At 57.8% G+C, this 13948-nt stretch carries 13 protein-coding genes; 6 read left to right on the top strand and 7 right to left on the bottom strand.

What is annotated here, in order from left to right; all coding sequences use genetic code 11:
- The first annotated feature begins 106 nt into the window (after positions 1-106).
- The 5 genes from AC8GFP_RS11035 to AC8GFP_RS11015 all read left to right on the top strand — a co-directional run bounded on the left by AC8GFP_RS11035 (position 107) and on the right by AC8GFP_RS11015 (position 3923).
- The gene (locus AC8GFP_RS11035; protein WP_506613138.1) at positions 107-619 is read left to right on the top strand and encodes a hypothetical protein; all 513 of its coding nucleotides are present in this window, start codon (positions 107-109) and stop codon (positions 617-619) included.
- A complete protein-coding gene (locus AC8GFP_RS11030; RefSeq protein WP_506613136.1) occupies positions 616-1416 on the top strand; it encodes an HTTM domain-containing protein in 801 nt (266 codons plus the stop codon). The genes AC8GFP_RS11035 and AC8GFP_RS11030 overlap by 4 nt, the downstream gene beginning before the upstream one ends.
- Positions 1417-1566: 150 nt before the next feature.
- Entirely contained in the window at positions 1567-2496 is a 930-nt protein-coding gene (locus AC8GFP_RS11025; protein ID WP_506613134.1) for a M23 family metallopeptidase, read from the top strand.
- Positions 2497-2514: 18 nt separating this feature from the next.
- Positions 2515-2949, top strand: coding sequence for a bactofilin family protein (locus tag AC8GFP_RS11020; RefSeq protein WP_506613132.1), 435 nt, complete (start codon positions 2515-2517; stop codon positions 2947-2949).
- 53 nt (positions 2950-3002) lie between these two features.
- Entirely contained in the window at positions 3003-3923 is a 921-nt protein-coding gene (locus AC8GFP_RS11015; RefSeq protein WP_506613130.1) for an alpha/beta hydrolase, read from the top strand.
- Here AC8GFP_RS11015 and AC8GFP_RS11010 read toward each other — a convergent pair.
- Together AC8GFP_RS11010 and AC8GFP_RS11005 are read right to left on the bottom strand one after the other, a co-directional pair.
- Positions 3908-4807: a DMT family transporter gene (locus AC8GFP_RS11010; protein ID WP_506613128.1), complete on the bottom strand. Its 900-nt coding sequence runs from the start codon at positions 4805-4807 to the stop codon at positions 3908-3910. The genes AC8GFP_RS11015 and AC8GFP_RS11010 overlap by 16 nt on opposite strands.
- Positions 4804-5322, bottom strand: coding sequence for a methylated-DNA--[protein]-cysteine S-methyltransferase (locus AC8GFP_RS11005; protein WP_506613127.1), 519 nt, complete (start codon positions 5320-5322; stop codon positions 4804-4806). Before AC8GFP_RS11005 ends, AC8GFP_RS11010 begins: the two co-directional genes overlap by 4 nt.
- A 92-nt stretch (positions 5323-5414) precedes the next feature.
- Here AC8GFP_RS11005 and AC8GFP_RS11000 point away from each other — a divergent pair, with 92 nt between their 5' ends.
- A complete protein-coding gene (locus tag AC8GFP_RS11000; RefSeq protein ID WP_506613126.1) occupies positions 5415-6815 on the top strand; it encodes a phosphomannomutase/phosphoglucomutase in 1401 nt (466 codons plus the stop codon).
- A gap of 57 nt (positions 6816-6872) precedes the next feature.
- Here AC8GFP_RS11000 and AC8GFP_RS10995 read toward each other — a convergent pair whose 3' ends face one another.
- Genes AC8GFP_RS10995 through AC8GFP_RS10975 form a run of 5 tightly spaced genes read right to left on the bottom strand, consistent with a single transcriptional unit; the run spans position 6873 to position 13945 of the window.
- Entirely contained in the window at positions 6873-8180 is a 1308-nt protein-coding gene (locus AC8GFP_RS10995; protein ID WP_506613125.1) for a TolC family outer membrane protein, read from the bottom strand.
- Between the two features lie 27 nt (positions 8181-8207).
- Positions 8208-8855: a protein-L-isoaspartate O-methyltransferase family protein gene (locus AC8GFP_RS10990; protein WP_506613124.1), complete on the bottom strand. Its 648-nt coding sequence runs from the start codon at positions 8853-8855 to the stop codon at positions 8208-8210.
- Positions 8856-8891: 36 nt separating this feature from the next.
- On the bottom strand, positions 8892-12080 hold the full coding sequence (locus tag AC8GFP_RS10985; protein WP_506613122.1) for an efflux RND transporter permease subunit: 3189 nt from the start codon (positions 12078-12080) through the stop codon (positions 8892-8894).
- A gap of 2 nt (positions 12081-12082) precedes the next feature.
- Entirely contained in the window at positions 12083-13270 is a 1188-nt protein-coding gene (locus AC8GFP_RS10980) for an efflux RND transporter periplasmic adaptor subunit (protein ID WP_506613120.1), read from the bottom strand.
- Positions 13271-13288: 18 nt separating this feature from the next.
- A complete protein-coding gene (locus AC8GFP_RS10975; protein WP_506613118.1) occupies positions 13289-13945 on the bottom strand; it encodes a TetR/AcrR family transcriptional regulator in 657 nt (218 codons plus the stop codon).
- Between the last annotated feature and the right edge of the window lie 3 nt (positions 13946-13948).

Raw genomic sequence — 13948 nt, 5'->3', positions numbered from 1 at the left:
TCGGGCGGTGCGCCTGAAACATCAGCACCAGACTTTACACGCTCGGGCCAGGCGGCAGAGGGCGCTTTAAATTCGTGACAATCGGCGCAAAGGTTTGGAGCAGTGGATGCAAACCATCACATGGTTGTTGTTGATTTATTTTGGCTTGTTGACGTTGGGCTTGGTGTGGCGCAGCCGCACCGTGCGCGGCCCATGGTTTTTCTTGTTTCGGGCTTTTTTTCCGAACTGGCAGTTCTATCACCAGGTCGGTCCTGTGCCGCATTTGTATGTGCGCCATCAAACACCGGGTGCCGCTTGGAGTGATTGGTGGTGGGTCTATCCGCGCCGCCCGCGCAGTGTGTGGAACCTGTTTCACAACCCATGGGGCAATTTGGCGTTGGCCGAACAAAACCTGGTGGATCATTTGTCCAGCGACATCAAAGACCTGGGTGAGGGGCAGGACGCCAGTGGCTTGGTCACCTACCAATTGGTGTGTCGCTTGGCCGCGCAAGCCTTGCGCCGCCAACACCCCGGCTTGAACCAAGGCCTGTATCAATTGGAAATCCGTTTGGAACGCCCGGTGCCCAGTGGCTTCGCCAGCAGTGACACGGTGCTGCGCAGCCCGGAGATGGCTTTATGAACGGCGACACGGTCATTCGCTGCCTGGAGCTGTTGTGCGCTTGCAGCTTGCTGCTGCAAACCCTGGAGTACTGGCGCATTGCCGACAGCACCGACCCCGAGGGTGTTTGGTCTTGGCCGGTGCAACGCGCCGACATTCCCGATTCAGCAGTCTGGACCAAGCGCTTTTTGGATGGGGCGTTTTTGCCAATGAACTACCGCGCCATGCTGGTGTTACGCGGCTTGGGTGCTGTGCTGCTGGCTTGGTCAGGGGCCAGCCTTGGGCTGGCGTGCTGGTTGTTCCTGAGTCAATTGTTGTTGTTGGTGCGATGGCGGGGCGCGTTCAATGGCGGCAGTGACTTCATGACCTTGGTCAGTTTGAGCGGTATCTTGTTGGCACAAGTGTTGATGTTGTTCATGGACGCCAGCATGGCTTGGGGGGCGGGTTTGGGCTATATCGCCATCCACACCCTGAGTTCCTACTTTGTATCGGGCTGGGTGAAACTCAAACGCGCGGAGTGGCGAAGCGGGCAAGCCCTGACGGTTTTCTTGAACAGTGGCTTGTTCGGGCCCTTGCCGCCAGACAGCGTGTTCAGAAAACCGTGGCTGGCATTGGCCTGCAGTTGGGCCTTCATGGTGTGGGAAGGAATTTTCCCGCTGGTCTTGTTCAACCCTGATTGGGTCTGGCTGTTCGCTGGCGTGGCCCTGATTTTTCACTTTTTGGTGTTTTGGTTCTTTGGTCTGAACCGCTTTTTTTGGGCATGGACCGTTAACTTAAGCAGTATTTTCTTTTTAAGCAACTTTATAAGTAAGTACTAAAGCTATTTATTTGGAAAAAGCAAACTTTTTGTATTCATTCAAGGGTTTTGCACAGGTTTTTTTGCTTGGAGCCCTTCAGGTCTGTGCATAGAATGACGATCCCTATTCAAGACGAGCCACCCAAGGCTCACAGAAACACAGGATTCGTGCATGCAGTTGATGTGGCTCTCAGGGCCTACCGGTAATGTCAAGACCATTTCCATCACCACCCGCACCGTGCTCACGGCGGCAGTGGCGGTGGGGATGTTCCTGGTCACGGCTGGTTTTTTACTGCATTTCATCGGTTTCAAAATCGCTGTCGAATACAACCCCGACCTGGCCCGCAGCATCGGTGGTGTCACCACCGAGGCCGAGCAACGGCGCATGGAGTCGGTCTACCGCGATCACCTGTCCCAACTGCGCGAATCCATGCAAACCACGGTGAATGAAATCCGTCAGCTGGAAACCATGAAAAACCGGTTCATGGAAATGGCCACCCCCAGCGTGGTGCGCGACAAAATCAACCGCAAAGACGACAACAAAGGCGGCCCCTTGGTGGCGCCCCGTCCTTTCTCCACCTTGTTCCGCCAGCCCTTGGGCGTGGAATTCGACCAAACCCTGCAAGAATTTGTGCAAACCCAAACAGCGGTGTCCGAATTGCATGGTCGTTGGGAAAAACAACTGGACTGGCTGCAAACCTTGCCCACCGGTGTGCCCATCCAAGGGGACTACCGCGTCAGCAGTGGTTTTGGCATCCGCAATGACCCGTTCACTGGCGGTTTGGCCATGCATGAAGGTTTGGACTTCACGGCCATGTCCGGCACCACCGTGGTGGCCACGGCCAAAGGCACGGTCACCCGTTCTGGCTGGGATTTCGGTTATGGCAATGTGGTGGAAGTCCAGCATGCCGAAGGCTTCGCCACCCGCTATGCGCACCTGAGCAAACGCTTGGTGCAAGTGGGTGACACGGTTGAGCGCGGCGGCCTTTTGGGCGAGGTGGGCAGTACCGGTCGCTCCACCGGCCCCCATCTGCACTATGAAGTTTTCATCAAAGACCGGGTCATCAACCCAGCGCTTGTTTTCCCCTTGGGATCCAGCTGATCCCGCACCGGAGTTCCCATGTTTGAAAAACTGCGTGACAAGCCCTTGGCCAGTTCCCAAGAGCGTTTTGAAACCCTGATTGGCCGCACCACGCAAATCTATGGGCGCTTGGTCTTGGTCGACAGTGTGCGCATCGATGGCAAGGTGGTTGGCAACATCGAAACCTCCAAAGAAAACAAGGTCACCGTGGCCATTGGTGCCAGCGGCGAGGTGTCGGGTGACGTGACGGCGCACCGCGTGATGGTGGCGGGCAAGGTGGAAGGCAATATTTACGCCACCGAGCGTGTCGAGTTCCACAAAGACTCGGTGGTGCACGGCGATATTTCTTATGGCTCCATCGCTGTCGAGCACGGTGCGCGTTTGCTCGGGCTGGTGATTCAAAACCCGTCGGGCGGCAACAACGCCGGAGATGCGGCCAACTCGGCCATTCGGCAGGCGCAGACGTCCAAGTAAGCCTCCAAAATTGGGGTCAGATTCCAATTAACGGCGGCAGTTAGACTGGCGCCATGACCCCACACCACAGCCCCGACTGGTACGACCGGATGTACAACAACCGTGCGCTGGTCCCGGATTTCGCCAACCACCTGCAGCAATGGACGCGGGATTCGCAAGCCGTGCGCGACAGCCAGCCCTGCTTGACCGACATCAGCTACGGCAGCGGCCCCAGCGAGACGCTGGACATCTTCACGGCCACCAATTCCGCCCTCAGCACCCCAAGCCAAGCGCAGCAAAACCATCGCCCAAACAAAGCAAGTTCCTCAAATTCACCAGTTTTGGTGTTTTTTCACGGCGGTTACTGGCGGGCCTTGGACAAGTCCGACCATTCTTTTGTGGCGCCGTCACTGACGCAACAAGGCGTCACCGTGGTGGTGCCGAATTACGCGCTGTGCCCCGCAGTGACGATTCCCGAGATCGTCATGCAAATGGTCAAAGCGCTGGCCTGGGTTTGGCGGCACATCGACACCTGGGGGGGCGACGCCAGCCGCATCCAAGTGGCTGGACATTCGGCAGGCGGGCATTTGGCGGCCATGATGCTGGCCTGCGATTGGCGGGCTTACGCGCCCGACTTGCCGCCCGACTTGGTGAAGTCTGCGTTGTCAGTGTCGGGCTTGTACGAGCTCGATTCCTTGCGCCGCTCGCCCATGCTGCAAGAGGCGCTGCGTTTGGACGAAGAACAGGTCTTGAAGGCCAGCCCTGCATGGTTGCCCGCGCCCAAGCGTGGCGTGTTGCACAGCGTGGTGGGTGGCTTGGAGAGCGAAGCGTTTTTGGCGCACAACCAACTGATTCAAAACGCATGGGGACGTGAACGTGTGCCAACCGCGCAGGTGTTGCCTGGCTTGCACCACTTCAGCATGATGAAGGCGTTTGCAACGCCTGGCCACCCCTTGAACCAGCAGCTGCTGGCGCTTTGTCAGGGCAAGCCCTGACGCGGAAACAAACCGCTCGCCATGGCCGTGCCCAGCAAAATAACCACACCCGCCAACAACATGGTGCCGGTGACGATTTCATCCAGCACAAAAACACCAATCAGGTTGGCGAACAAGGGAATCAAATAGGTGAGCGTCATGGTGCGTGCGGCACCGGTTTTCACGATCAAGCGAAAGTACAGCACATAGGCCAAGCCGGTGCTCATCATGCCCACGGCCAACAGGCTCAACCAAGCATTCATGCTGGGCAACACGCTGGGCCAATACCAATAGCCCGGCACCGCCAACACCACAAACGCTCCCAATTGGCTGCCGGTTGCAATCACCATCGGCGACACATGCTGAAGGTTGCGCTGTGAATACAGGGAGCTGAAACTGTAGCAACAAGTGGCCAGCAAACAGGCCAAGATGGCCCAGCCCGAACCACCGGTTTTGAAGGACACACCGCCTGGCGCATGGACGGCCAACCAGGCTGATCCGGCAAAACCCAGCAGCAAGCCCAATCCACGCCAACGCGTGGGGCGGTCTTTCAACCACAACCAAGCGATCAAAGCGCCAAACAAGGGTGTCGTGGCATTCAAGATGGACGACAAGCCAGTGCTGAGCGATTGCAATGCAAACGCAAAACAGAAGAACGGAACCGCCGAGTTGAACAAACCCATGCCGAACAAGGGGCGCCATTCATCTTTGATGGCTTGGGCTTGGTGTTGCCAAAAAACCAGAGGCAACAAAGTGATGGCAGCCACCGATACCCGCATCCAGGCGGTGGACCAAGGTCCGAATTCTTGCGTGGCCATGCGCGTGAAGAAAAAAGAAGATCCCCAAATCATGCCCAACAACACAAACTCTGGCAGCCAATCCCGCCGTCGCAAACCAGAGGTCACAAGAGCATGCCCTCGTGTTTGAGCAAAGCGAGTTTGCGTTCGATGCCGCCTGCGTAACCGGTGAGTGCGCCATTGGCGCCCACCACGCGGTGACAGGGGACGATGACGCTCCAAGGGTTGCGCCCGATCGCCATGCCCACCGCACGGGCGCCCTTGGGGTGGTTCAAGTGGGCGGCCAATTCACCATAGGACGTGAAGCGACCATAAGGAATAACGCGCAAGGCCTGCCACACCTGTTGCTGAAAGCGACTGCCATGCACGGCTTCAAGTTGCAATTCAAATTGATGGCGTTGGCCTGCAAAGTACTCGCCGATCTGTTGCTTGGCCTCGCGCAACCAATGCAGGCTCGGGCCCCAAGGCAGCTGATCGATGTCGGGGCGGTGTTGCTGGTGGTCAAACCAAGCACCGGCCAAACCGGCTTCACCCGCGACCAAACGCATGCGCCCCAACGGCGTGTTGATGGGCATCTGCCACAGCTTGAATGGGCTGGTGTGGGCGGCTTGTGCAAAAGGCATGAGGGGGTGAAAAAAGTTTTCAATAATGGAGGGTCATCATAAGCCGCGCGGTCGACGAAACTTGTCAGAAGCCACGCCTACAATGCGCGACCATGCAAATTTCAGCTCATGTTTTCAAGGCCTATGACATCCGCGGTGTGGTGCCCACCGCGCTCAACCCCGAGGTGGCCACAGCGCTGGGCAAAGCCTTTGGCACCCAAGCTTTGGCCCAGGGTGAAACCACCGTGGCTGTGGGACGTGATGGTCGCCTCAGTGGCCCCGCGCTTGCAACCGCCTTGGTGCAAGGTTTGATGGACGCTGGTGTGCATGTCATTGACGTTGGCATGGTGACCACACCGCAACTTTATTTCGCCGCCAACACCTTGTGTACCAGCGGCATTCAAATCACCGGCAGCCACAACCCCAAGGACTACAACGGCTTCAAGATGGTGATGGCAGGCCGCGCCATTCACGGCGAAGAAATTCAAGGCTTGCGCCAAATGATGCAAGACGAAAGCTGGGTGTTGAAAGCCGGTGGCAGCGTCAAACAGGTCAGCGTGAACCAAGCGTATGAAGAACGCATCGTGCAAGACATACACCTGAGCCGCCCCCTGCGCATCGTGGTCGACAGTGGCAATGGCATTGCAGGCGCATCAGCCCCGGCCATCTTGCGGGCCATAGGTTGTGAAGTGATTGAACTTTTCAGCGACGTCGATGGTGAGTTTCCCAACCACCATCCCGACCCCAGCAAACCCGAAAACTTGAAAGACCTGATTGCCGCTTTGCAAACCACAGGAGCCGAATTGGGCTTGGCCTTTGATGGTGACGGCGACCGCTTGGGCATTGTCACGAGCGACGGTCAAACCATTTACCCCGATCGGCAAATGATGTTGTTTGCCCAAGATGTTTTGAGCCGTGTGCCCGGTGGCACTATCGTCTTCGATGTGAAATGTTCGCAGCAACTCGCACCTGCGATTCGCGCCGCAGGCGGCGTGCCGGTGATGTTCAAAACCGGCCACTCGCTCATCAAAGCGCAGATGAAAGCCATCGATTCACCGCTGGGCGGCGAGATGAGCGGCCATGTGTTTTTCAAAGAGCGTTGGTATGGCTTTGACGATGGCACCTATGCCGGTTGCCGTTTGTTGGAAATCTTGAGCCGCTCGCCCGACGCCAACGCGGTGTTGCATGCCTTGCCCACCAGCCAATCAACCCCCGAGTTGAACGTGGCGTGTGCAGAAGGCGAGCCGCATCGCGTCACTGCTGAACTGCTCAAACGTGCGCAAACCCAAGGCATGCCATCGCCCCAACACCAACCTGTGTTGTGCGACATCGACGGTGTGCGCATCGACTGGGCCGACGGCTTTGGCTTGGTGCGGGCCTCCAACACCACGCCCGTGTTGGTGCTGCGTTTTGAAGGCCAAACCACCCAGGCCTTGCACCGCATTCAACACGACATGATGGCTTTGCTGAGGGAAGTCAAACCTGACGCCCAGGTGCAAGAGGCGGCGCATTGAGTTGACAAAAAAAAGGCTTGTGGGTTGCACAAGCCTTTAGATGTTTCCAAGCGATGTTCAGGGTGCCAATAATTTGTTGATGTCTTGCAGGTCTTGCAATTGCAAACTGCCGCTGAGTTGACGCAGCTTCAGGTGGCCCACCAACACGTCGTAACGGGCCTTGGCCAATTTGGCTTTCGTGTCAAACAGTTTGCTTTGCGCATCCAACACATTGATGTTGATGCGCACACCCACCGAGTAACCAAGCTGGTTGGCTTCCAAGGCCACTTGGCTGGATTCTTCGGCGGCTTTCAAGGCCTTGGCCTGACCCACGCCCGACACCACACCGAAGTAGGCGGCGCGGGTGGCTTGGGCGATGTTGCGGGTGGCGTTGTCCAAATCGGCGCTGGCTTTGCCGGCCAAGGACATGGTTTCACGCACACGGTTGCTGAGCGCATTGCCATTGAACAAGGGGTAGCTCAAAACCACGGCGCCGGTGGCCAAACCAAGGTTGTAGTCCTTCGGTAAAGCCTGTGCCACCGTGCCCTTGATGTTGGTTTGCAGGGTGTAGCTGAGTTGCAAATCCACCGTGGGTTTCAAACCCGCATTGGCTTTTTCGATGTCGAACTTGGCCACGTCCACACCAATGCGGGCTTGTTGCACCGACGCATTTTGTTGGGCGCTCAGGCTCACCCACTCGTCCACATTGGCGGGTTGGGGCGCTTGTGGCATGGCCGTCAGGGCCACGGCTTTGGGGTTCAAGTCTGACTTGCCCACGAGTTGATCCAGGGCCATTTTTTTCACGCGCAAGTCATTGGCTGCAGCGATTTCTTGTGCCACCACCAGGTCGTAGCTGGCCTGGGCTTCGCGGGTGTCGGTGATGGTGCTGGTGCCGACCTCGAAATTGCGTTTGGCAAACGCGAGTTGCTCGGACACCGCCTTGAGCTGGGCCTGTACGAAGGTGAGGCTGTCTTGGCTGGCCAAGACATCGAAATAGGCTTGGCTCAGGCGCACCATCAGGTCTTGCTCGGCGGCACGCAGTTGTTCGTTGGCCAGTTTCAACAGCAAATTGGCTTGCGAGACTTCGGCGTTGTCTGCCGGGCGGTACAAAGGCTGGCTGCCAGCGATGGTGGCGGTGCCGCTGCTGTAGCCACGCGAAGCTTCAAGATTGTTATCGATGAGGTTGGTGCTGCCATTCAAATTCAGGTTGACCATGGGACCCAGCTTGGCCTGGGCTTGTTCCACTTTGCGCTTGGTGGCTTCGGCTTGCAATTGCACCGACTTGAAGGCCGCGTCAAACATCTCAACCAGGCTTTGCGCTTGGGCTGCGCCTACAAAGGCCATGCTCATGGCCGCGATCAAGGGCAGGGTGCGAAACAATTTCATGAACTTCTTTCGTTGTGACTACGTTGGTTAAAACTGGAAGGCGGGTGTTTCGGCAAAGCCATGCAGACGTGGTGTCACCACGTCCCACAAAATCTGGCTGTGCACGCTGCCATCGAGCAAGCGAGAAAAGCGGGTGACATGCATCATGGGCTCGTTGCCCACCACGGCCAACAAACGGCCACCGGGTTGGAGCATGTTGAACATGTCTTCAGGCACCTCGGCCACCGAGCCGCCCAACACAATGGCGTCAAACTTCTCGGTCAGTTGCGGCACACCGGTGCTGTGGCGCACTTGTGCGTTGCCAACACCCGCTTGGGCCAAGTGTTGCTGGGCGCTGGCCACCAAGTCGGCATGGCACTCCAAACTGGTGACTTGGGCGACAGACTGGGCCAACAAAGCGGTGAGGTAGCCGCTGCCGGTGCCCACTTCCAGCACGGTTTCATGCGGTTGCAATTGCAGGTCTTGCAGCAAACGAGCGTCCACTCGCGGCACCATCATGTGCTCGCCATGTGACAGCGGAATTTCGGTGTCGCTGTAGGCCAGGGCGGCAAAGCTGCTGGGGACAAACAGGCTGCGGTCCAGTTGCGCGAGCAGACCCAAAACGCGCATGTCCAACACATGCCAAGTGCGGATTTGCTGTTCGACCATGTTGAAGCGGGCAAGTTCAGTGTTCATGTGATTCTTTTTCCAGTCGTCAATTTTAGCCAGCCACTAAAGGCTGTGAGCACCATGGCCATTCCACTTGCGCTTGAGCCATTGACTCAGATCGTCGAGGTAGCAGTAGACCACGGGCACCACCACCAGGGTGAGCAGAGACGAGGTGATGACGCCGCCAATCACGGCCTGGCCCATGGGTGCGCGTTGTTCCGAGCCTTCGCTGACCGACAACGCCAAAGGCAGCATGCCAAACACCATGGCCAGTGTGGTCATCAGGATGGGGCGCAAGCGCACTTTCGCGGCCATCAGCAGGGCTTCGTTGCGCGGCAGGGCGGGTTCGCGGGTGCCGTCGTGGCGCAACAAGCCTTCGCGGGCACGGATGGCGAAGTCGAGCAACAAAATAGCGTTTTTCGTGACCAAGCCCATCAGCATGATGACGCCAATCACCGAGAACATGGACAACGTGGAGCCAAACATCATCAGTGCCAGCACCACCCCAATCAGCGTCAGGGGCAGTGAGGTCATCAGGGCCAGGGGTTGCAAAAAGCTTTTGAACTGGCTGGCCAAAATCATGTAGATGAAGATGATGGCCATGGCCATGGCGATGACGGCGTATTGAAAAGACTCTTTCATGTTTTTGGTCGAACCACCGAATTGGTAACGGTAACCATCGGGCAGGGGAATCTCGGCCATGATGGCTTGAATGTCTTTGGATACATCGCCACCGGCGCGGCCATAGGTGTTGCCACTGAAGGCCACTTCGCGGGAGAGTTCACGCCGGTTCACTTGGTTCGGGCCCACGCCTTCTTTCACCTGTGCCACTTGGTTCAGGCGCACGATGCGGGCACTGCCATCCGGTCCTTGGCCGACATTGAAAGGCAGGCGTTCCAAGTCTTGTGGGGCAGTGCGCATGAGGGGGTCTAAACGCACCAAGACATCGTAGGTTTGGTCGTCGCTGGCATGCCAAACGCCCACGCTTTGGCCAGCCACCAAGGTGCGCAATTGGTTGGCAATCGGCCCCACACCCAAACCAAAATCAGCGGCGGCTTCGCGCTTGATGTTGATGTCCACCGTGGGCTTGTTGGGTTTGACGCTGGAGTCCACATCCACCAAACCGGGCACGTTTTGGATCTTGGCCATGACCAAGCCAGCCAAGCGTTCCAACTCGGCTTGATCGGGGCCGAGCAAATAGAACTCGATTTGCTTGGAGCCGCCCACCGAGTCGAGCAAGCCCACATGGGTGACGGTGATGCCTGGCATGTTGCGCAAACGCTCGCGGATTTTCGGTGTGAAGTCGTTGATGTTGAAGTTGCGCAAATGCCGATCGAGCATGCGGAAATACACGTTCGCGTAAATCTTGCCGTTGGCGTTGCCCGTGTTGATGGTGCTGAGGGTGTAGCGCACCTCGGGGAAGCTGCGCAGCATGGCCTCGACTTCTTTGGCTTTGGCTTCAGTGACTTCGATGGACGAACCCACGGGGACATAGAAGGTCACCGAGGCTTCCGAGTAGTCGGCTTTGGGCACGAACTCGGTGCCCAGCATGGGCACCATGAAAATGCTACCCACAAACACGGCCAGGGCCACCAGCACGGTCACCAAACGATGATGCAAAGCTTGGCTCAACAGGCCTTGGTAGATATCTCCCAGCCGATGGGTGCTGTGCTCGAACCACGCGGTGACCCGACCCAAGCTGCGGTCATAAAAACTCGGCTTGCTTTTGGCTTTACCGTCAATATGAATGCTGGGGTCGTGCCAGACGCTGGAGAGCATGGGGTCGAGGGTGAAGCTCACGAACATGGAAATCATCACCGCAGCAACAATCGTCAAGCCGAACTCGTGGAAGAACTTGCCAATCACACCGTCCATGAAACCGATGGGCAAAAACACCGCCACGATGGAGAAGGTGGTAGCCAACACCGCCAAACCAATTTCGCGGGTGCCGTCCATCGCCGCGTTGAAGGCGGACTGGCCCATTTGCACATGGCGCACGATGTTCTCGCGCACCACAATGGCGTCGTCAATCAGCAAGCCAATGCACAGTGAGAGTGCCATCAGCGTCATCATGTTGATGGTGAAGCCCATCAGCGACATGATCCAAAACGTGCTGATGACAGCGATGGGGAGGGTCAGGCCCGTGATGATGGTCGAACGCCAAGAATTCAAAAACAAAAACACAATCAACACGGTCAGCAGCGCACCTTCGACCAAGGTCTTGCGCACGTTGTTCACCGCCACGCGAATTTGCCGCGAGCCGTCGTAAATCGTCTCCAAGCGCATGCCCGGTGGCAGCTGTGTGCGCATGGTTTCAACGGTGGCGGCCAAGCCATCGACCACCTCGATGGTGTTTTCATCCTGTGACTTTTGCACCGACAAAAGCAGGGTGCGCCCGCCGTTGTAAAGCGCTAAGTTTTCAAGTTCCTGGGCACCATCATTCACCCGCGCCACTTGCTTCAGGCGCACGATGCTGCCCGCTTTACGCGCAATGATGATCTCGCCGAAATCTTCGGGGCGTTCCATGCGACCTTGCACTTGCACCACGCGGTCTTGCTGGATGGAGCGCACCGAGCCTACCGGCAGGTCTTGGTTTTCATTCGACACCGCACTCACCACCTGGTCGGCGCTGATGCCCAAAGACTCCATGGCCTGCGGGTTCAAATAAATATTGAGTTCGCGTTTGGTGCCGCCCACCACCACCACCGAGCCGACACCTCGCACGTTTTCCAAGCGTTTTTTCAACACCTGGTCGGCCCAGTTGGTCATCTCGACATGGCTGGGGGCGTTGACGCCCTCGGGCAGGTTTTTCGGATCGGCCACCACGGCCACATTCCAAATCGGGCGGCTGGCAGGGTCAAAGCGCAGGATGCGCGACTCTTTCACTTCGGGGCGCAAAAACGGATGCACATTCGAGACTTTTTCACGCACATCGTCAGCCGCTTTGCGGCCATTCACGCTGAGTTGAAACTCGACGATGACCACCGACATGCCCTCGTAGCTGCGTGAGGTGAGGGCGCTGATGCCCGCCGTGGAATTCACCGCTTCTTCAATTTTCTTGCTCACCTCGCTCTCGACAATTTCGGGCGAGGCACCGGGGTATTCGGTGGTCACCACCACCACCGGCAAGTCGATGTTGGGGAACTGGTCGATCTTCAAACGTTGGAAGGAGAACAGGCCCAGCACCACCAGGGCAAGCATCACCATGGTGGCAAACACCGGGTTGCGCAAACTGACTTGGGTGAACCACATGCTCAGGGCTTCGCAGTGCTTGCAGGTGCCGCAGCCGAGATGAGGCGCACAGGGCTGCCTTCACGCAATGCGCCCACGGATGCAGGGAGCACTTGGCTGTTGGGCGGCAAATCGCGGATGGCCACCCACTGTTCGCCATTGTTTTGATTGGCCAATCGACCGCGCTCGCCCAAGCTCACGGTTTGGTGCGCCACTTTGTTGTTCACCAGCATTTGCACATAAGGCTGAGGCTTGTCGGTGCGCACCGCACTCAAGGGCAGGGCCACGGTTTTGCTCAGGCTCAGTTGCAAGTCGCCTTGGGCGTACATGCCTTGCTTCAGGCCGGTGGTGGACTGCAATCGCAAATACACCAACACACTGCGGCTGTTGGCTTGCACACTGGGGTTGATGCGCAGCACCTTGGCGTTGATGGTTTGGGCGCGGCCTTCCAAACTCAGCGCCGCTTCTTGACCGATGCGCACATCCACCGAATCGGCAGGGCTCAAGGTGGCTTCCAGTTCCAAGCTGCCCAAGTCGACGATGTCCATCAAGCGCATGTCCATGCCAACGTGTTCGCCAGGCTGGGCCAAGCGCGAAGCAATTTGCCCGGTGATGGGCGAACGCATGACGGTGTCTTCCAAGGTTTTGCGGGCGACATCTGCACCGGCCAAGGCGGCGTTGTACGTGGCTTGGGCACCGGCCAAGGAGGCTTGTGAGGTGTCCAAAGCGGTTTTGGAAATGAAGCCTTGCTCGACCAAAGCCTTGTTGTTGTCGTATTGGCGTTTGGCAATGTCGATTTGGGTTTTGGCGGCGTCGGCTTGCTGCTCGGCTTGGCGCAAGCGGCGCTGGAATTCGGTGGGGTCCAGGCGGGCCACCACCTCACCGGCTTTCACGCTGTCGCCTTCACGGCCTTTGATTTCGATGAGTTCGCCGGGCACACGCGCTTTCACGGCCACCGTGTTGATGGCTTTCAAATTGCCCGAGATGGGCAAGCTGTTGACCAGCATTTGCGGCTCAACCAAGAGCAAATCGCTGGCTTGGATGTCCATCACCGCCGCAGGTGCAGTGCCAGCAGGGGCAGGGGCAGCCGCAGGGGCCGCAGGGGTGGGCTTGGTGTTGCTCGCAGGGGCTGGTTGACGCAGGTAGTAGCCCAGCGCAGCGGCCACCGCCAACAGGGCCACAGCCCACCACAGTTTGGAACGCCATTTCATCGCTTCAATCTCCGCGCATCATGCAATTTGCCAACCGCGAATCAAGGTGGCCACATGGTCACGCAAGAACTGCTCGGGGTGGAAGTGGGTTTGGCTGACGCAGGCAGACAGCGAATGCTTCCACATGGTCAAAAAGAAAATGGTGGACACCAAGCTGAACACTGCGGTGTCGGTGTCCATGGGGCGGAACTCGCCAAGTGACACGCCGCGCTGCAAGATGGCCTTGAACAAGGCGTGGCCTGGGCGCATCACCTCGGCTTCGTAAAACTGCACCACATCGGGGAAATTGCTGGCCTCGCTCGTCACCAGCTTGGTGATGCCGCTGGCGCGGGTGTTGCCAATGCGTTCCCACCAAGACTGCATGGCATAGGCCAGCATGTCGGCAGTGCTGCCCTCGAATTCATCGAACTCTTGGTTCCATACCGGGAAATGCTCGGACAAATTGGCGCGAATCACCGCTTTGAACAGGTCTTCTTTGGTGTCGAAATACAAAAAGAGGGTGCCCTTGGAAACACCGGCCAGCGCGGCCACTTCATCCACCTTGGTGGCGGCATAACCTTTGTCGACAAACAAGGTGAGCGCCGCCTCAATCAACTCTTGCGGACGTGCCTCTTTGCGCCGCTCGCGTTTGTGTGCGGTTTCGTCGTTGGCAGAGATGTTTTTAAGGGCTTGCATGTT

Source organism: Limnohabitans simekii (SeqCode) (assembly GCF_965234735.1).
Classification (GTDB): Bacteria; Pseudomonadota; Gammaproteobacteria; order Burkholderiales; family Burkholderiaceae_C; genus Limnohabitans; species Limnohabitans simekii.
Note: the sequence above shows the minus strand (reverse complement) of the source record. Positions and strands in the feature narration are given on the sequence as shown.

What these genes read in the sequence shown, in the direction of transcription:
- AC8GFP_RS11020 (WP_506613132.1), top strand. Translation starts at nt 2,515, where the DNA reads ATGTTTGAAAAACTGCGTGACAAGCCCTTGGCCAGTTCCCAAGAGCGT.
- AC8GFP_RS10990 (WP_506613124.1), bottom strand. Translation starts at nt 8,855, where the DNA reads ATGAACACTGAACTTGCCCGCTTCAACATGGTCGAACAGCAAATCCGC.
- AC8GFP_RS11005 (WP_506613127.1), bottom strand. Translation starts at nt 5,322, where the DNA reads ATGCCTTTTGCACAAGCCGCCCACACCAGCCCATTCAAGCTGTGGCAG.
- AC8GFP_RS11035 (WP_506613138.1), top strand. Translation starts at nt 107, where the DNA reads ATGCAAACCATCACATGGTTGTTGTTGATTTATTTTGGCTTGTTGACG.
- AC8GFP_RS11000 (WP_506613126.1), top strand. Translation starts at nt 5,415, where the DNA reads ATGCAAATTTCAGCTCATGTTTTCAAGGCCTATGACATCCGCGGTGTG.
- AC8GFP_RS10985 (WP_506613122.1), bottom strand. Translation starts at nt 12,080, where the DNA reads ATGTGGTTCACCCAAGTCAGTTTGCGCAACCCGGTGTTTGCCACCATG.
- AC8GFP_RS11015 (WP_506613130.1), top strand. Translation starts at nt 3,003, where the DNA reads ATGACCCCACACCACAGCCCCGACTGGTACGACCGGATGTACAACAAC.
- AC8GFP_RS10995 (WP_506613125.1), bottom strand. Translation starts at nt 8,180, where the DNA reads ATGAAATTGTTTCGCACCCTGCCCTTGATCGCGGCCATGAGCATGGCC.
- AC8GFP_RS11030 (WP_506613136.1), top strand. Translation starts at nt 616, where the DNA reads ATGAACGGCGACACGGTCATTCGCTGCCTGGAGCTGTTGTGCGCTTGC.
- AC8GFP_RS11025 (WP_506613134.1), top strand. Translation starts at nt 1,567, where the DNA reads ATGCAGTTGATGTGGCTCTCAGGGCCTACCGGTAATGTCAAGACCATT.
- AC8GFP_RS10980 (WP_506613120.1), bottom strand. Translation starts at nt 13,270, where the DNA reads ATGAAATGGCGTTCCAAACTGTGGTGGGCTGTGGCCCTGTTGGCGGTG.
- AC8GFP_RS10975 (WP_506613118.1), bottom strand. Translation starts at nt 13,945, where the DNA reads ATGCAAGCCCTTAAAAACATCTCTGCCAACGACGAAACCGCACACAAA.